Consider the following 17,854-nt stretch of genomic DNA (forward strand, 5'->3'; position numbering starts at 1 on the left):
GCGGTACCGACATCCCGGGGACGCGTGCTGTCACATCACATGGATCACCGCGTATGTCTCGCCGTCCTTGGGCGGCCGTGTCCAGGAGCGGGTGGTGAATGTGTGCAGCCGCCCGTTCTCGATGGCGTGACGGGGCAGACAGGCGCCGAACTCCCCGGTCAACGCCTCCAGCAGCGACCGTTCCACCGCGGTGATGTCCTCCGGATCGCCGAAGAACCGGCCCGGGTCGAGCGCCCGCGGAATCTCCCCGTGCGAGCGGACCTCTCCGTCCGCGTAGGTGAACGCGTACTGCTCGGCCCCGTCCTGCGCCACCGAGAGGTGGAAGAACGGTTCCCCGCGCCATTCCCTCAGACCGCTCCACACCACCACCGCGCGGGTGCCCCCGCTTGCCGCCGCGGCCGGGGAGACGAACCGCCGCCGGTCGAACGGGGCAGGGTCGTCGTCGAAGGCGAAGCTCCAACCGGTGCCGGCCCGGCCGACCGCCATGAGCGCCCTGTCGTCATAGGAGGAGAACTCCTGGCGGCCGTCCCGCGGCCGCCGGCGGGCCTCCCAGAGGGACATGGGCTCGTCCAGCACGGCGCCGTCCCCGTCCGCCAGACGTCCGGGCACCTCCTGCGGCTCCGCACCCTCCACCAGGACGAACCGGTAGGACGCGCGGCTGTTGCTCGGATCCGGCTCCGCGAGCCACGCCAGGCCACCCGGGTCGAGCCCCGCCGCGGGCCCCTGCGCCTCACCCGGCTGCCCGCCCCGGGGAACGGACAGCAGCTCACGGCCCCGCTCCGGGGTCAGCAGCGGACCGAGCAGAGGATCGGCCACCCACCCCAGCGGTACGAGGTGGTCCGGTCCCAGCGGCTCCCACCGGGGCAGTGCGTCGATGAGCGTCCGCCACGCCCCGTCGGTGTCCCCCCAGCGCGCCAGCTCGCGCGCCCGCTCGACCGCCTCTCCGAACGGTCCGGCCGCGGTGTACCGGTACGTGCCGTTCCGCACCTGGTCCAGTGTCGCGTGGGCCAGCGCCACCACGTCCTTGTCCGCGCCGCGCAGATCGAACATCAGCGTGGCGTCGTCGCGGTACGAGTGCTCCGCGTGTTCGGCGACCAGCGGGGGCAACAGCTCGGATGCGTACCGCCGGTCCGTCACCAGGCCCTCGAAGCGGACCGCGGCGGTCTGCCCGAGCAGGTGGCGTATCTGGTCGTCCAGTGCGGCGGCCCGCGGCCTGCCGTAGTCCTTGGGCTCCTCCAGCGTTTTCAGCGCCCCTTCCCAGCCCCCGCGCAGCGCCTCCAGCCGGGCCTCCGCCACCAGGGCGTCCAGGTCCCGTGTCGTGTCGTTGACGAATTCCGGCTCCTTCTCGCTCCCGTTCGCCCGCAGGCTGTGGAACTCCCGGTACATCTCCCGCATGAACTCCCGGAAGTCCGCATGCCGTTCGGGCGGTTCGGCCCGCCAGCTCGCCCAGGTGTACACGGCCCATTCGCCGGCCTCGTCCACGTCCTCGGGATCCATCAGGACGTGGGTGACGTCGGACTCGACGTCGAGCTGCAGTCCGCGGCGCCAGATGTCCGCCTCCACCCGCTCCTCCGGCCCGGATTCCTCGTCCAGGTACTCCTCGAAGAGGTCCGCGAGTTCCGACTCGTTGTTGTGCCAGCGCGCCCCCTCGGTCCCCGCCAGCAGCCACACGAACCCGCCCGCGTGCCGCCACCCGTCACTGACCTTGAGGAACTCCCGGTACGACGGGGGCATCCGCCGGCCGATCCGCTCCTCCATGGCCGCGATGCGCTCCTCCGACGCGGGCGGGAATCCGAGCCACCGCGCGCGTCGCGCGGCCTCGTCGTCCTCGTCCCGCGTCTCGTCCTCCGGCTGCGCATCCGCCCACTCCCCGGACCACTTGAGGAGGAAGGATCGCCAGTCGAATGCCGTGGTCTTCGTCATGCGCCCGATGCTGCCACCCGCCACCGACAACGCGGCGGGCCCGCTGGTCACTTGCCGCGCCTGACCGGCCGGTCGCAGGTTTTCAGGCCGGGCTTGTCGGGACAGGCCACGGCGACGAATCCGCCCTTGGCCGGAACCGCAACGGTGAGGGTGTCCCCGCTGTCCACCCGGCGCGTCTCCCGGATCAGTCCGTCCCTGCCGTCCCGCACCGTCTCCACCAGCCAGCGACCGCTGCCGAGGAAGCGCAGTGGCGTCCGTTCGGTGTGTGCGCCACCGGTCAGATAGGACCCCAGGAACCAGCGGTCCTGGCTGCGGCGGGCGAACGTCGCACCGCCTCCGGGCCGGCCGGACAGCAGCCGTGTGTCGTCCCAGACCGTGGGAACCTGCTCCAGGAAGCGTTCCATCTGCGGATGCCTGCCGTAGGTCTCGAGCGATCCGGCGAAGTTCTGGAAACCGGATTCGTAGACGACCGACAGCGCCAACTCGGCCGCGGTGGAGTGCGGATGACTGCCTCGCTGGAGTGCCATGGGGGTGTAGTCCATGGAGCCCACGACGTTCCGGGTGAAGGGGTACGTCGCCAGATCGCCGGCCACCCCGTTGCGGTACTCGGCACCGCGCACCGCCTCCAGCGTCATCACATGCGGCCAGGTGCGCTGCATACCGTTGGGGACCGTCGAGCCGTGGAAGTTGACGAGCAGCTTGTGGTCGGCGGTCGCCTTGAGGACGTCGTCGTACCACCGGAAGCGCTGCTGGGACTCGGAGCCGATGAAGTCCAGCTTCAGCCCGGCGACGCCCCAGTCGTTCATCCGCGAGAGCGTCGTGTTCCGTTCGGCGGCGGTGTCCAGATCGGTCCACCGCATCCACACCAGGATCCTGACCCCGCGCGAGGAGGCGTAGTCGACGAGTTCGGGCATCCACTTCTCGTCGGCCCATCCGTCGTCGACCAGCGTGTAGGGCCAGCCGTGTGCGGCGCTGTAGTCCACGAACTTCTTCTGGCTCTCCAGGCTGCGCTGCACCGGCCTGCCGCCCGCCAGCCAGGACCAGGCCACCTTGCCCGGACGGATCCATGAGGTGTCCCCGATCCGGGAGGCCGGGGCGATGTCGTCGGTGAACGTCGACTGGGTGACGCCCTGGAGGTCACCGATGACGGCGGCGCGCCAGGGGGTGGTCAGCGCGCCGTCGATGGAGACCCGGCTGTCGGCCAGGGCGAGCGAGTAGCGTCCGCTGCCGGAGGTGTGGGTCAGCCGGCTGCCGGAGTAGCCACCGCCCACACCGGACTCCGACAGCAGGACGTAGGAGCTGCCGGTGCGGAACAGGGCGGGGTACCCGTAGGAGCCGTCGGCGGCCCCGGAGGCGGTGCTCTTCGTGTGGTGCTGTTCATGGGAGGCCTCGTAGGGGGTCAGCCACGCCGAGGCGTTCCCGGGGAGCTGGAACGCCGACGCCTCGCGGCGGACGCTGCCGTCCTTGGTGTCCGGCAGCGCATAGCGGTAGGCGACGCCCTGGTCGGAGACCCTGACCACCACATCGATCCGGGTTCCGCGGGCCCCGGTGAAGGACAGCCTGGTCTCATGCATCCGGGCGACACGATCGAGGCGTTTTCCCGTGGTGGCGGTGTACTTCTCGGTGACGGTGCGATCGCTGCGGCCCTCGGGCCGCAGTCCGGTGGTCAGATCGGCCTTGTCGGTGACCAGGCCGACCGGCGCCGGTTGCAGAACGGTCGTCCCGCCGCGGCGGACCGCGAGGGTGAGTGCTCCGGAGCCGTCCAGCGCGACGGTGGCGCTGAGGGCCCGTGAGGAGGACTGCGGCTGCCTCACCTCCCAGGACACACCGCTTCCTTCGGCACCGGCCCGGGGCGCGGTCAGGGCCGCACCGCCCAGCACGGCTGCCAGCGCGGCCGCGAGTGCCGGCTTGGATCTGAACAGGGGGTATCGCTGACGCATGGTCATGGCACGCCTCATATGTAGGACGTTGGTCCTGCCATATCGCACAGGAATCAACAGAGGGGGATGTTGGTGCATATTGACTATCTCGGCCTCAACCTGGCTGTAAAGACGCGTGCACCAGATTTCGTATCCGATCCACCTGCTGAGTCTTGTCCGATTGTGTTGCTTCGACTCTAGGTTCAGGGGAGTGATGGCCCAGAAGGGACCTGGTGCGGTGCTTGCGTGACACAGCGTTATATGCCCTGCTCCAGGGGCCGTTACGGTCATTTTTCATGGAGTGGAGTTATGAGACGGCCGAAGGACTCACCGCTGCCCTGCGCACCGGTGACGTGACATCGGCGGAGCTGACCGAAGAGGCCATCGCCCGTATCGAGCGGGACGACAAGGCGATCAACGCGATCTGTGTACCGGACTACGACCGTGCCCGAGCCGCCGCGCGCGCCGCCGACCAGGCGCGCGCCCGTGGTGAGGACCGGCCGCTGCTCGGCATTCCGGTGACGGTCAAGGAGTCCTACGACATCGCCGGGCTGCCCACGACCTGGGGCATGCCGCAATACCGGGACCATATGCCCGCCGAGGACGCGGTGCAGGTGTCACGGCTCAAGGCCGCGGGAGCGGTGGTACTCGGCAAGACCAATGTGCCGTTGGGGCTGCACGACATCCAGAGCTTCAACGAGATCCACGGCACCACCAACAACCCCTGGGATCACAGCCGTACGGCCGGTGGATCCTCCGGCGGATCGGCCGCGGCCCTGGCGTCCGGATTCGGCGCGCTGTCCATCGGCTCCGACATCGGCGGTTCGCTGCGCACCCCCGCACACTTCTGCGGTGTCTACGCGCACAAACCGACACTCGGACTGGCGGCGCCCCGCGGTATGACTCCTCCGGCAACACCGGTACTGCCGATCGACCTTGACCTCGCCGTCGTGGGGCCGATGGCGCGCACGGCCCGCGATCTCACGCTTCTGCTCGACGTCATGGCCGGACCCGACCCGCTGACGCACGGTGTGGCGTATGACCTGTCGCTGCCGCCCGCGCGCCATGAGCGGCTGTGCGACTTCCGGGTCCTGGTCCTCGACGAGCATCCGCTCCTGCCGGTCGGGTCCGCTGTGCGGGCGGGTGTGAACCGGGTGGCGGAGGCGCTTGCCGACAGCGGAGCCCGCGTCGAACGGCACAGTGCGCTGCTGCCCGATCTCACCGAGGCCGCGGTGGTCTATATGCAGTTGTTCTTCTCCGGGGCCGTCGCGCGCTTTCCCGTCGAGGCATACGAGGAGCTTCGTACCCATGCCGCCGGACTGAGCGCGGACGACCGGAGTCTTGAGGCGATGCGGCTGCGCGGTATGGCGTTCAGCCACCGCGAATGGGTCGAGGCGAACGGCCGCCGCGAGCTCCACCGGCACGGCTGGCGACGGTTCTTCGCCGAGTTCGACGCCGTGGTGTGTCCCATCACGCCCACTCCGGCGTTCCCGCACGACCACATCCCCGACATCAGGGAGCGCCGGATCGCTGTCGACGGCGTCGCATACCCGTATCTCGACCAGCTCGTCTGGGCCGGTCTGGCCACCATGCCCGGTCTGCCCGCCACCGCCGTACCCGCGGGCCGGTCGCCGGAGGGGCTGCCGGTGGGAGTGCAGCTCATCGGTCCGATGTCCGAGGACCGCACCCCGCTGCGGCTGGCAGAACTGCTGGAGCGGAAGATCGGCGGCTTCCGGATGCCGCGGTAGGGCGCGGCCCGGGCGGAACCGACCCGGACCGGATGCCTCGCCGCTCCGGTCGTTCAGCCCGGGAAGCGCAGGAACGCGGCCGGGACGGTGGCGGTGAGCCAGACACCGTTGGCGCTGACCTGGAAGACATGACCGGCCCGGTGCATCGCCCCCGCGTCCACGCTCAGGACCACCGGCGTGCCGCGGCGGGCGCCCACCCGGGTGGCGGTGGCGCGGTCCGCCGAGAGATGGACGGCGTGCCGTGTCATGGGGCGCAGCCCTTCCCCTCGGATGGCGGCGAGGCTGCGGGCCACCGTTCCATGGAAGAGATACGCGGGCGGCACGGCTGGTGGCAGCGCGAGGTCCACCGGGACCGAGTGGCCCTGATTGGCACGGATCCGGTCGCCCTCGATGGTGAAGCGCTGTTTGTCATTGGCGGCCACCACGGCATCCAACTCCGCACGGGAGAAGGGGAATCCGTGGTGCGCCGCCGCGGCCATCAACTCGGCCACGGGGACCCAGCCCTGGGCGTCCAGGGTGATCCCGATGCGTTCCGGAGCGTGCCGCAGATGCCTGGAGAGGTACTTCGAGAGGCGTACGGATCGCTGGTGGTTCATGGCCCCAGAGTGCCGTACGGGTGTGAGGGGTGACACCTGAATTCCGGGCCGGGCGAGCGGTGCGGCGATACCGGAGCGGGCGCATGCGGAGGTATGAGGAGGTGCCGGACGCGGCCCTCGCATCGGTCACACGATCTTGACTCTTGGGACAGGACGCCTCCTCCCGTCCTCTTGTAGATTCGTGGGCCATGGATTGATGTGGACTGGCAACACGGGGGAGGAACTTGTGTCTTTCGAGCATGAATGGGCGGGCCTGATCAGCGAGGCGCGCTCCCAGCAGAGCACCTCCATGCAGCTCAACGGAGCGGGTGACGGCGGGTCAAAGGGCGACGGAGCGGGTGACGGGAAGGTCCTCAAGGTGTCTCCGCAGGGCCTGCGCGCCTACGCGGGCCGGGCCGACAAGGTGAGCGACGACTTCGCGAAGACGGACAACGAGACGATGCGGGAGACCGAGCAGGTGCCCGGCTCGATGAAGGGCTTCGCGAGCGATGAGGCGTTCGCGGACTTCCAGAAGACCTGGCGTGCGCAGATGAAGTACCTGGACGGCCTCTACAGCGGGGTCGCCCATGCGCTCCGCTCCGCCGCCACGAGCTTCAAGGAGACGGACGTCCGGCGCAAGGTGGACTTGGGCAAGGTGTACGGGCCGTACCTGCCCCAGGACGGCAGCTCGCAGGGCATGTACGGGCCGTACCTGCCCCAGGGCGGCACCTCTCAGAGCACCGACAAGCCTCTGTACGGCCCTTATGTGCCGACGCTCCCGTCCACCAATGACCCGAAGTCCTGGGGAGGGCACCGATGACCACCCCTGAACTCACCTACACGGCGGTGCGCGAGGTCGACCTCGAACCCCTCCGGCAGGCGGTGAAGACATGGAAGGCGTTGCCGGGCAGGATCGACACCGTCACCAAGACCTTCACCAGCACTGTTTCGTCCCAGTTGGAGACGTCCGGCTGGTACGGCGAGACGGCGCAGTCGGCGTTCACGAAGTTCCGTGGCATCCGGCACCAGATGTCGGAGGCATCCGGCCAGGCCGAGAAGATCGGCGCCGTGATGTCCGAGGCGCTCAAGGCGTTCGAGGCCGCGAAGAAGGTCCTCGTGAGCGTCGAGACCGCGGTGAGCACTCCGCCGGAGGGCGGCGACGGCAAGGTCTATCTGAAACTCAACAAGAAGGACGGCGTCGTCTATCTCGACCCGCCGCCCGACGTGGAGAACACCGCGGGACTTCAGAAGGCGTACCACGAGTCGATCGTCTACTACAACAACAAGATCAATGAGGCCATCCGCAGCGCGACCGACGCGGACCACGACCTGAAGACGGCTCTCCAGATCGACCCGCCGGGCAAGGGTTTCAACGACGACATCGCGGCACATCTCAAGGACGTCGACGCCGACACCAAGAAGGACGTCGACCGCCTGATGGAACTGGCGGGCAAGGACGACTTCAAGAAGGACCCCAAGGCCCTGGCCGAGTTCAACGGCCTCCTCGCCAAGAACGCCCGGAACGACGACTTCGCCGAGCAGTTCGCCACCCGCAAGGGGGCGAAGGGGATCATGGAGCTCTGGTACAACGCGGCCAAGCCGGAGTACGAGGACGGCCCGCTGGGCAAAGCCAAGGACCGCTCGGACTCGGTGACGAAGCAGCTCGCGGCGCTCCAGGACAACCTGGGCATCACCCTGGGCCTCGCCAGCCACTCCGACTCGCCGGAGATGACGAAGTGGAAGAAGGACGTCATCGACCTCGGCTACCAGCGCATGCCCGGTGCGCACCAGACCTACTACGCCGATCCCCCGTACGGCTTCCAGGTGATGAGCAATCTGATGCGCACCGGGAAGTGGGACAGGGAGTTCCTGAACGCATACGGCGACAAGCTCGTCGAGGTGGACAAGAAGCCCTTCGACGCGCCCGGCGGACGCGAGGACGAGCAGACGCACCGGAAGTGGCTCGCCTACGGCCAGCACCCGCCGGACTTCCTCAACTTCGGCGGGAAGAACGACAAGGGCGAGGACCCCTTCACCGGATACTTCGAGGCGCTGGGCCACAACGGGGACGCGTCCACGGACTTCTTCAAGGACAAGGAGCACTTCGACTACGTGCTCCGGGAGCGCACATGGCTGCCGGACAGCGGCGGAGCCGACCTCGGTGACAAGGTGCCCACCGGCCCCCGGGTGGCTCTCGGCCACGCGCTGGGCTCGGCGACCACCGGTCATGACTGGGACGCGCCGGCGAATGTCCCGGCGGAGCACACCAAGGACCAGGCGGACCTCATGTCCAAGCTCATCAAGGGCATGGGGACGGTCGACGAGGGCGGGAAGGCGGATATCTCGCTGGCCCTGGGCATGCAGCAGGGCCTGGGGAACGCCGCGTCCGAGTACGTACCGGACTTCTTCCGCTCCATGACGGACGGTGCGGGCGACGACAAGCTGTTCCCCGTGTCCGGGGCGCAGGCCGATCTGGAACATCGCGATGTGACGAGGTTCCTCGTGCAGATGGGGCAGGATCCCGACGCGAACGCGGCCATCACCGCCGGGCAGAAGCTCTACGCCGCCCAGGTGCTCGACCACCACCTCGGCGGGGACGTCCCGGCGGACCAGAAGTACGGCGCACCCCCGCAGGACATCGTCCACGAGGTCCTCAAGGCGTCCGGAGAGACCGCGGGCACGCTGGCCACCGGCGCCCAGGAAGGCATCATCGGTCCGGCGGTGCGCGAGGAGAAGGAGTACGACGGCGCCACCCTCAGCAACCGCCTGTGGGGCAACACCGCGTTCGGCAGCGTGGCGACGGGTGTCAGCGTGCTGAAGCCCTTCGCCGCGCATCCCATCGGGGCCGCGGTCACCGCGAGCCTGATCATCGGGGCCGAGGGCGCCGCCCTCAGCGACCACGACGCGAGCAGCTGGGAAGTCAACAAGTCCGCCCCGGCGGCGGACAAGGCCGGCGCGATCTATGACGAGATGGCCGGCCGTGACGTACAGCAGAACCAGGCGATGCTGAGGGCCATCGGGAAGGAACACGGCATCGACGTCTCGGAGAGCTGGGCGAAGCTGTACTCGGCCGAGGGCTTCAGCCAGGGATACTCCCGGGTCGGGTCCACGGCGCCCTACCTCACCTCCATCGAGCAGGTGAAGCAGATGGCCATAGACCACTGATGGAACGTGTACTGATGAACCGCCCCCTCCGCATCACCCTGCTCACCGTCCTCGCCGTGGCCCTGGCCGCGGCGGGGGCGCTGGGCGGCGTCCTCTTCGGCCGAGAGGACGGCAAGGACCCGAAGAAGTTCTCCGACGTGCTGGGGGACACCTGCCCCACGGTCCTGCGGGGGGTGCCCTCGTCGCTGCTCGACCGGGTCGTCCCCGCCTCCCGTCACGCGGGCGGCGAGCAGCGGATGACCTACCGGAAACTCGCGGTCAACTCCCATTGCCGGGTCACCGTGGACGGTAAGGAGGCGCTCCGGGTCGACGTCGCACAGCACAACTCGGTGCACGACCCCGGCCGGGTGGGCACGGGCCCGGGGCACGGCAGGACCATGAGCGTCCCCGGCTATGAGAAGAGCTGGTCCTCCCAGGACGCTGTCAGCCTCACCGTTCCCTGCACCAAGGACACGGGCAATGACAACGCCACCAACGTGTACGTCAAGGTGCAGGCGTGGCGGGGGCCGTACCGGGGCCTGCGCGAGGATCTGGTGCGCATCGCCGAACAGGCGGCCAGGACCGGTCGCGCCCTGGCCTGTTCGGCCACCCCGCCGGTGGCCGACTGACCAGTTCGGACGGCTTGCACCTGCCTGCGCGCCCTTGTTAGCGTCTGGCTGCGACATCTCACCGTAGGGTTCCGCCCTCGCCATTCAGCCTCCTCGTGTCCGGTGACACCAGGAAGGTGGGAGTCACACCAGACAGTGACAAGGGTGTGCGGCGATGGTTGCGGTTCGGCGAGCGCAGACGGCTCTGGAAGCCGTCGATCTGGTCAAGACCTATTCGGCAGGCAGGAACAACCCACCGGTCCGCGCGCTGCGGGGACTGAGCTTCTCCGCCGCCAAGGGGACCGTCTTCGGGCTGCTCGGCCCGAACGGGGCGGGCAAGTCCACCACGGTGAAGATTCTCTCCACGCTGTCGGTGGCCGACTCGGGGTCGGCGCACGTCGCCGGTGTCGACGTGACGGCGAAACCGCATCGGGTGCGCCGGGCGATCGGGTTCGTGGCCCAGAAGCCCGGTACGGACCCGATGGCGACGGCGACCGAGAATCTGCTGCTCGCGGGGCGCCTCCACGGGATGTCCCGCCATGACGCCACGGCGCGGGCCCGTGAGCTCATCGACCGGTTCGGTCTGGCCGAGGCCGCGAACCGGCTGGTGAGCACGTACTCCGGCGGTATGGCACGCAAGCTGGACGTCGCGCTGGGGCTGATGCACCGCCCGCAGGTGCTCTTCCTCGATGAGCCCACCACCGGTCTCGATCCCCAGGCGCGGAGCGAGATGTGGCACGAGATCGCCAGGATGGCCGCTGACGAGCAGATGACGGTGCTGCTCACCACCCACTACCTCGACGAGGCCGACCACTTGGCCGACCGGCTCGCGATCGTCGACCACGGCACGGTGGTCGCCACGGGCACCCCCGAGGAACTCAAGAGCGAGCTGCGCGGCGACGCGGTGCAGATCGAGCTGGCCGAAGCCGACGACAGGGCAGCCGCGGTGCTGCGACGGGTGCACGGACTGCGCGAGATCACCATGGACGGGTGCACGGTCCGTGGCCGTACCGACGACGGCGCCCGGGCGCTGCCACCCGCGCTGGCCGCACTCGACGAGGCGGGAATCGCCGTGGCCTCGGCGACGCTTGCCCGCCCCTCGCTCGACGACGTCTACCTCCGGCACACCGGCCACGCCCTTCAGGCCCCCGGTGGCGAGGACCTGAAGGCCCTGGAGGCGGCGAAGTGACCACAGCACACACGGAGTCCACCGGTGCGCGGCCGCTGACCCTGATCGCGCACACCGCGTTCCTCACCGGCCGTCTGATGCGCACCCTGTGGCGGACACCCACCTTCCTCATCGTCGGGCTGGTCCAGCCGGTGATCTGGCTGCTGTTGTTCAGCCGGCTCTTCCGGTCGGTCGTGGACCTGCCCGGCTTCACCCACGGCGACGGCGGGTTCCTGCGGTTCCTCACACCCGGTGTGGTGATGATGACCGCGCTGTTCGCCAGCGCATGGGCGGGGACGACCTATCTGCAGGACATCGACCGCGGCGTGATGGACCGGCTGCTGACCTCTCCCGCCAGCCGGGCCGCCATGATGTGCGCGACCATGGCCCACCAGGCGATCCAGACCGTCATCCAGAGCCTGGTCATCGTGGTCATCGCGCTGATCGCCGGTGCCACCTTCCCCGGTGGCCCCGCCGGTGTCGCCCTCACCGTGCTGGCCGCGGCGCTGCTGACACTGATCTTCTCGGCACTGTCCAACGCCGTTGCCCTGCTGACCCGTCAGCAGGCCACACTGATCGCGATCTCCCAGTTCACCACCTTGCCGCTGATGTTCCTGAGCTCTGCCGTGATGGACCTTCAGCTCGCCCCGGGCTGGGTGCGGAGCGTCGCCGCGTACAACCCCGTGGAGTGGGCGGTCGTGGCGGCGCGGGAGGCGATGGCCGCGCACACCGACTGGAGCGTGGTCGGGACACGTCTGGGCGTCCTCGCGGCGGCCGTCGCCGTGATGGGCTTCCTGGCCACACGGGCCTTCCGGGCCTACCGGAAGTCGACGTAGGAGAGCCGCCCCTCCGGTCACGGCCGCAGCCGCGGCCGTGACCGGATCGGTCCGCCTCCCGACCCGATGCGGCCTGTCGCCACCCCGGCCGCGCCGGACAGTCTGGGGACATGACCCGAGCACTGATCGTCATCGACGTCCAGGAATCCTTCCGCGCACGGCCGCTGTGGGAGACCATCTCCGACCCGAAGATCGCCGACAGGGTGGACCGGCTGGTCCGGCTCGCCCGGCAGGCCGGGGACCTGGTGGTGTGGGTCCTGCACACCGAGCCCGGCAGCGGCGATGTCTTCGACCCGGCCCTCGGCCATGTCCGGCTGCTGGAGGAGCTGCGGCGCCAGGACGGGGAGCCGCTGCTCCACAAGACCTCGCACAACGCCTTCACCACCACCCATCTGCAGCAACTCCTCACCGAGCGCGGTATCCGCGAGCTCACGGTCTGCGGTATCCGCACCGAGCAGTGCGTGGAGACCACCACCCGGCTGGCGAGCGACCTCGGCTACGCGGTCACCTTCGTCGTCGACGCCACCGCGACCAACCCCATCCCGCACCGTGACGCTCCCGCCGGCCAGAGCGTCGACGAGCTTGTCGCCGACCCCCGCACCCTGAGCGCCGAGGAGGTCATCAGGCGTACCGAGTACGCCCTCGCCGGACGCTTCGCCACCATCGCCACCGTCGCGGAACTGGAAGCCGCGGCCGGCTCTCGGGCATGATGACCGGATCGTGAGCCACGTCGTCTTCCTCCTGGTGCCCGGTGTCCATCTGCTGGACCTGGCGGGTCCCGCGCAGGCCTTCTCCACGGCCGCGGACCTCGGGCACCCCTACACGCTCTCCTACGTCGCCGAGCGGCCGCTGGTCGAGACTGCTCAGGGCCTGCCCCTGGTGGCCCGGCTCGACTGGCCCGCACTCGGCCCCGAGGACCTGATCGTGGTGCCCGGCTGGCGAGGGCGCACCCTGGCCGACAGTCCGGCCATCGGCCCGGGCCCCCTGCGGGCCCTCCGGGACCACCACGCCGGGGGCGGGACCGTCGCCAGCGTCTGTGCCGGAGCCGAGGCGCTCGGCCGGGCGGGCATGCTCGACGGCCGCCGCTGTACGACACACCACGATGTGCAGGACGAGCTCGCCCGCCGCTACCCCGGGGCGACGGTCATCCGCGATGTGCTGTACACCGCCGATGACCGGGTGGTCACCTCGGCCGGTATCGCCAGTGGCATCGACCTGGCCCTGCACCTCGTCGCCACCCGGCACGGCCCCGCCGTCGCCGCCCAGGTGGCCCGGGACATGGTCGTCTACGCGCGGCGCAACGGCCATGAACCGCAGGCCAGCGCCATGCTCCGGTACCGGTCCCACCTCGATGACACCGTGCACCGCGTCCAGGACCTGCTCGACGCCCGCTTCGACCGGCCCTTGCCGCTGTCCGCCCTGGCCACCGCCGTGGGCGTGAGCGAGCGTACCCTCACCCGCCTCTTCACCCGTGCCACCGGCGGCCTCACCCCGCTGCGCTATCAGCAGGCGCTCCGCCTCGAACGCGCCGAACACCTCATGAGCCACGGCGCCACGGTCGATGCCGCCGCCCGCGCGGTCGGCTTCGAGGACCCGCGTATGCTGCGCCGGCTGCGGGCCCGTGAGGTGGTCTGACCGGTGGCCGCGTTCCGGCCGCGGCCGGAACGTACACGCCACGCCGACGTCCGCACCCCCGGGGCCGGTTCATCGCGCAGCACTCTGGTCGCGATGAGCCTCCTGGGCTACCGTCGGTAACACCCTGCCGTCGCAGGGGCTCCACGCGCCTCCCCGTCCCTCCGCATGCCCCCATGTCCCGGAAGGCGAGCCCCCATGCAGAACACGTCAGTCCCGGCCGGTATGACCCGCCGCCACGCCCTGACCGTGACCGGCGGAGCCCTCGCCGCCGCGACCCTCGCCCAGGCCGCGCCCGCCTTCGCCGCCGGGTCGCAGGACGCGGACGCGATCGTCGTCGGCCACGGGCTCGCCGGGCTGGTGGCCGCGTCCGAACTGGCGGCGGCCGGACGCAAAGTGCTGCTGCTGGACCAGGAACCGGAGAGCAACCTGGGAGGGCAGGCGTTCTGGTCCTTCGGCGGTCTGTTCCTCGTGGACTCCGATGAACAGCGGCTGATGGGCATCAAGGACTCCCGTGAGCTGGCCTGGCAGGACTGGCTGGGCACGGCCGGGTTCGACCGGGGTGTCGGAGACCCCTCGGGCCAGGACCACTGGGCGTACAAATGGGCCGAGGCATATGTGGACTTCGCCTCCGGTGAGAAGCGGTCCTGGCTCGCCGGGCTCGATGTGAAGTGGTTTCCGATCGTCGGCTGGGCCGAGCGCGGCGGCGGGCTGGCGGACGGACACGGCAACTCGGTGCCGCGCTTCCACGTCACCTGGGGCACCGGCCCCGCCGTCGTCGAACCGTTCGAGAAGAAGGTGCGCGCCGCCCAGGCGGAGGGCAGGATCACCTTCAAGTTCCGGCACCGGGTCGATGACCTCGTGACCACGGACGGCCGTGTCACCGGTGTACGCGGCGCGGTCCTGGAGCCGAGCAACGCGCAGCGCGGCAAGCCCAGTTCCCGCAAGGTGGTCGGGGAGTTCGAACTCCGCGCCCCGGTCACGATCGTCACCTCCGGCGGTATCGGAGCCGACCACGACCTCGTCCGGCGCAACTGGCCTGCCCGGCTGGGCACCCCGCCGAAGTTCATGGTCACCGGGGTCCCGGCCTACGTGGACGGGCGGATGCTCGCTATCACGGAGAAGGCGGGCGGGCGGATCGTCAACCCCGACCGGATGTGGCACTACACCGAGGGCCTGCGCAACTACGACCCGATCTGGCCCGGCCACGGCATCCGCATCCTGCCCGGCCCGTCGTCCCTGTGGTTCGACGCCACCGGTAAACGCTTCGACTCGCCCGACATCCCCGGTTACGACACCCTGCACACCCTGAAGTCGATCACCGACACCGGGTACGACTACTCGTGGTTCGTCACCACCCACAAGATCCTCGCGAAGGAGTTCGCGCTCTCCGGGTCCGAGCAGAACCCCGACCTCACGGAGAAGAACATCTGGAAGCTGCTGTCCCGTATCTGGCAGACCCCGGAACCGATCGAGAAGTTCACCAAGCAGGGTGTGGACTTCATCGTGGCGACGACCCTGTCGGAGCTCGTCCGGGGGATGAACAAGCTCACCGGCGACAACCTCATCAAGCTGGATGACCTCACCCGCCGGATCGAGGCCCGGGACCGGGAGATCGCCAACCCCTACACCAAGGACGTGCAGGTCATGGGTATCCGTAATGCCCTGGCCTACCCCGGGGACGCGATCAGCCGTACGGCCTCGGCCCACCGGATCCTGGACTCCGGCGCCGGACCGCTGGTCGCCGTCCGCCTCAACATCCTCACCCGCAAGACCCTCGGCGGCCTCCAGACCGATCTCTCCGGCCGTGTCCTGAACGCCTCCGGCCAGCCGGTCCCCGGACTGTACGCGGCCGGTGAGGTCGCGGGCTTCGGCGGGGGCGGTGTCCACGGCTACCGCTCCCTGGAGGGCACCTTCCTCGGCGGCTGTCTGTTCTCCGGCCGCCAGGCGGGCCGGGCGGCGGCGGCCGCCACCGCCACCTGAGCTCCCGGTCCAACGCCGATGAGCCACAGCGGCTGACCGTCACCGTTGGCAAGGAAAACTGTACAAACGCCCAGAGTTGGACGGTTGGCGCGGGCTAGGGACGATGTTGTGCGGCCGGTGCCTTACATACTTCGGTGCGGCCCTTTCCCCAGCAGACCCGTGCAGACCTGAGCAGGTCTGCTCAGGTCTGCTCAGAAGGGCCACGCGATACGAAGAACGTGAGTGCACGCAAGGAGAATCTGTCGTGAGGATCACCGCCCTACGGAAGCGCGCCGTAACCGCCCTTTCCGCCACGGCCCTGGTGTACGCCGCGCTGTTCAGCGCCGCCGGTCCCGCCGTGGCGGTGCAGGGCGGACAGCCGGCGCGCGCGGCGGATCACCCGTGGGCCGTCGCGCTCAAGCCCGCGGTGGTCCCCTTCTCCTTCTGCGGGGGCACACTGATCGCCCCGACCAAGGTCCTCACCGCGGGGCACTGCGTGGACGCCTTCCTGAAGGTCCCGGGCCTGCTGCGGGCGGTCTCCGGCCGGAACACCATGGTCTCCCCGGGCGGCACTTCGGTGAGCGTCGCCCGTATCTGGCGCCACCCGGACTACGCCACCTTCACCCACCAGGGCGAGACCGGCTACCGCAACGACGTTGCCGTGCTCACCCTCAAGTCCCCGATCGACGCCCCGACCCTGCCCATCGCCGCCCCGGATGCGCGCGACCTCTACCAGCCGGGACGGAGCGCCCGGATCCTCGGCTGGGGCACCACCTCCTCCGGCGGCCTCGACGGCGGTGTCCTGCGCACCGCGACCGTCCCGGTGACCGCCGACTCCTCCTGCGCGAGCGCCGCTTCCTACGGCGACGCGTACGACTCCCGCCAGTACACCTGCGCGGGCGACTTCGCCCGTGGCGGTGTGGACACCTGCGACTACGACAGCGGCACCCCGCTGGTGGTCGACGGAGTCGTCGCCGGGATCACCTCCTGGGGCGTCGGCTGCGGCAAGGCGGGCCATCCCGGCCTCTACACCCGGGTCAGCACCTTCTCCTCGGAGATCACCGCTCAGCTCGGCACCACGTGATGCGCGGACGCCCGCTCGACGCGGTCCTGGCCCTTCCCCGCCGCTCGCCGGTCACCTTCGGATACGTCTGTCTGTTGCTGCTGACCCATGTGTGGATCACCCGGGGACTGACGGAGGACCGCGCCCAGTCCGTGCTGCGTGACATCAGCACCAACCTCGACAACCTGACGGACCGTCCGCTGGCCGCGCTGCTCGGCAGTGCGCTGGTCTTCGACGGCACGCTGACCGACGTCACCTCGCTGCTGTTCCCGGCCACCGTCATCACGCTGGGACTCGGCGTCTGCTGGTGTCTGGCCCGTGCCGAGCGGCGGTGGGGCCCGCTCCGGGCGTTCGCGGTGTTCCTCACCGGGCACATCGGCGCCACACTGCTCACCGCCGGCCTCATCGCCGTGGCCCTGCGGCAGGGCTGGTATCCCGACGAGGTCCGCGGCACGCTCGACTTCGGCATCAGCTACGGCGCCCAGGCCGTCATGGCCGCCACCACGGCGATGATGCCGCGCCGCGCCCGGCTTCCGTGGGCGGCCTTCGTGATCGGCTGGCCCATCGCGGGCGTGGAGTGGGTCGGGTCGCTGCCCGACTTCACGAGTGTGGGTCATGTGCTGGCGGCCGCCATCGGCTTCCTCTTCCTGCTGCCGCCCGTCGCGCACCGGCTCAGCCGGGGTACCCCGCCGTCGCCGGACCACCGGGGGAAGCGGTCGGCGACCGGCGCGTGGGAGAACGGCAGATGACCACCGTGACGGGTGCCCGGCCGGCGGACCGCCGGCCGGGCACCCGTCGTTCAGCGGGTCACCGGGTGTCGAGCCAGCCCTTCGCGAGGACGGCCTGGTAGTAGAGGCGGGCCGTCCGGTGGCACTGAGCACGCTCGGCGGCGGTGTAGTCGACCGGCCAGCCCCGGCTCTCGCAGATGTTGTCGAGGTCCTGCAGGAGGATCCGGTCGACACGGTCCTTGTCGGAGCGTCCGTCGAGGCTCTGGCGGAAGGAACCCTCGCCGAGCAGATCCTGGTAGCTGCCGTACGCGAAGTCGTGCCGGTAGCAGGCGATCCGGAAGTCGAAGCGCCCGACGGAGTCCGGGGACGCGTTGCACCCGTTGGTGGACCAGTCGAACTCATAGCGGTCGGGTGTGCCCTTCTGGTGCTCGTACAGGGCCATGATCCAGGCGGTGCGGGACCCCTCGCCCTCCTGGGTCAGGCTGTCGAGCCGGGCGAGCTTCTCCTCCGCCGAGGCGGGGGCGGCCGGTGCGTGGAGATCGGTCCAC

General features: G+C 69.9%; 15 protein-coding genes. 11 read left to right on the top strand and 4 right to left on the bottom strand.

Going from position 1 to position 17,854, the window contains the following annotated elements; translation table 11 throughout:
* Window positions 1-30 precede the first annotated feature (30 nt).
* Both NMK44_RS32145 and NMK44_RS32150 read right to left on the bottom strand, forming a co-directional pair.
* Window positions 31-1,923 (bottom strand): SMI1/KNR4 family protein, encoded by a 1,893-nt coding sequence (locus NMK44_RS32145; protein WP_254739341.1) that lies wholly within the window; start codon window positions 1,921-1,923, stop codon window positions 31-33.
* A 47-nt stretch (window positions 1,924-1,970) separates the two neighbouring features.
* The gene (locus tag NMK44_RS32150) at window positions 1,971-3,869 is read right to left on the bottom strand and encodes a glycoside hydrolase family 97 protein (protein WP_254739340.1); all 1,899 of its coding nucleotides are present in this window, start codon (window positions 3,867-3,869) and stop codon (window positions 1,971-1,973) included.
* Window positions 3,870-4,138: 269 nt separating this feature from the next.
* Here NMK44_RS32150 and NMK44_RS32155 point away from each other — a divergent pair, with 269 nt between their 5' ends.
* Entirely contained in the window at window positions 4,139-5,590 is a 1,452-nt protein-coding gene (locus tag NMK44_RS32155) for an amidase (RefSeq protein WP_254739339.1), read from the top strand.
* Between the two features lie 53 nt (window positions 5,591-5,643).
* On the opposite strand, the gene NMK44_RS32160 is transcribed toward NMK44_RS32155, so the two are convergent.
* Window positions 5,644-6,186: an RNA 2'-phosphotransferase gene (locus NMK44_RS32160; protein ID WP_254739337.1), complete on the bottom strand. Its 543-nt coding sequence runs from the start codon at window positions 6,184-6,186 to the stop codon at window positions 5,644-5,646.
* A 226-nt stretch (window positions 6,187-6,412) separates the two neighbouring features.
* Between NMK44_RS32160 and NMK44_RS32165 the strand changes: the two genes are divergently transcribed.
* The 10 genes from NMK44_RS32165 (at window position 6,413) to NMK44_RS32210 (ending at window position 17,327) form a co-directional block, all read left to right on the top strand.
* A complete protein-coding gene (locus NMK44_RS32165; protein WP_254739297.1) occupies window positions 6,413-6,985 on the top strand; it encodes a WXG100 family type VII secretion target in 573 nt (190 codons plus the stop codon).
* Window positions 6,982-9,330 carry a PPE domain-containing protein gene (locus NMK44_RS32170; RefSeq protein ID WP_254739295.1) on the top strand — a complete coding sequence of 783 codons (2,349 nt, stop codon included), beginning with the start codon at window positions 6,982-6,984 and terminating at the stop codon, window positions 9,328-9,330. Before NMK44_RS32165 ends, NMK44_RS32170 begins: the two co-directional genes overlap by 4 nt.
* A gap of 14 nt (window positions 9,331-9,344) precedes the next feature.
* Entirely contained in the window at window positions 9,345-9,938 is a 594-nt protein-coding gene (locus tag NMK44_RS32175) for a hypothetical protein (protein WP_254739293.1), read from the top strand.
* A gap of 154 nt (window positions 9,939-10,092) precedes the next feature.
* Window positions 10,093-11,106 (top strand): ATP-binding cassette domain-containing protein, encoded by a 1,014-nt coding sequence (locus tag NMK44_RS32180; protein ID WP_254739291.1) that lies wholly within the window; start codon window positions 10,093-10,095, stop codon window positions 11,104-11,106.
* Entirely contained in the window at window positions 11,103-11,921 is an 819-nt protein-coding gene (locus NMK44_RS32185; RefSeq protein ID WP_254739290.1) for an ABC transporter permease, read from the top strand. The genes NMK44_RS32180 and NMK44_RS32185 overlap by 4 nt, the downstream gene beginning before the upstream one ends.
* A 110-nt stretch (window positions 11,922-12,031) precedes the next feature.
* Window positions 12,032-12,631, top strand: a complete 600-nt coding sequence (locus NMK44_RS32190; protein WP_254739288.1) for an isochorismatase family protein — start codon at window positions 12,032-12,034, stop codon at window positions 12,629-12,631.
* 10 nt (window positions 12,632-12,641) lie between these two features.
* On the top strand, window positions 12,642-13,556 hold the full coding sequence (locus tag NMK44_RS32195) for a GlxA family transcriptional regulator (protein ID WP_254739286.1): 915 nt from the start codon (window positions 12,642-12,644) through the stop codon (window positions 13,554-13,556).
* A 195-nt stretch (window positions 13,557-13,751) separates the two neighbouring features.
* Window positions 13,752-15,536, top strand: coding sequence for an FAD-binding dehydrogenase (locus NMK44_RS32200; protein ID WP_254739284.1), 1,785 nt, complete (start codon window positions 13,752-13,754; stop codon window positions 15,534-15,536).
* A 244-nt stretch (window positions 15,537-15,780) separates the two neighbouring features.
* Window positions 15,781-16,599, top strand: coding sequence for a S1 family peptidase (locus NMK44_RS32205; protein ID WP_254739282.1), 819 nt, complete (start codon window positions 15,781-15,783; stop codon window positions 16,597-16,599).
* On the top strand, window positions 16,599-17,327 hold the full coding sequence (locus tag NMK44_RS32210; RefSeq protein WP_254739280.1) for a rhomboid-like protein: 729 nt from the start codon (window positions 16,599-16,601) through the stop codon (window positions 17,325-17,327). Before NMK44_RS32205 ends, NMK44_RS32210 begins: the two co-directional genes overlap by 1 nt.
* A 58-nt stretch (window positions 17,328-17,385) precedes the next feature.
* Here the strand turns inward: NMK44_RS32210 and NMK44_RS32215 are convergent, their stop codons facing one another.
* Window positions 17,386-17,748, bottom strand: a complete 363-nt coding sequence (locus tag NMK44_RS32215; protein WP_254739278.1) for a phospholipase A2 — start codon at window positions 17,746-17,748, stop codon at window positions 17,386-17,388.
* Between the last annotated feature and the right edge of the window lie 106 nt (window positions 17,749-17,854).

It is taken from the genome of Streptomyces cucumeris (genome assembly GCF_024295805.1).
Lineage (GTDB): Bacteria > Actinomycetota > Actinomycetes > Streptomycetales > Streptomycetaceae > Streptomyces > Streptomyces cucumeris.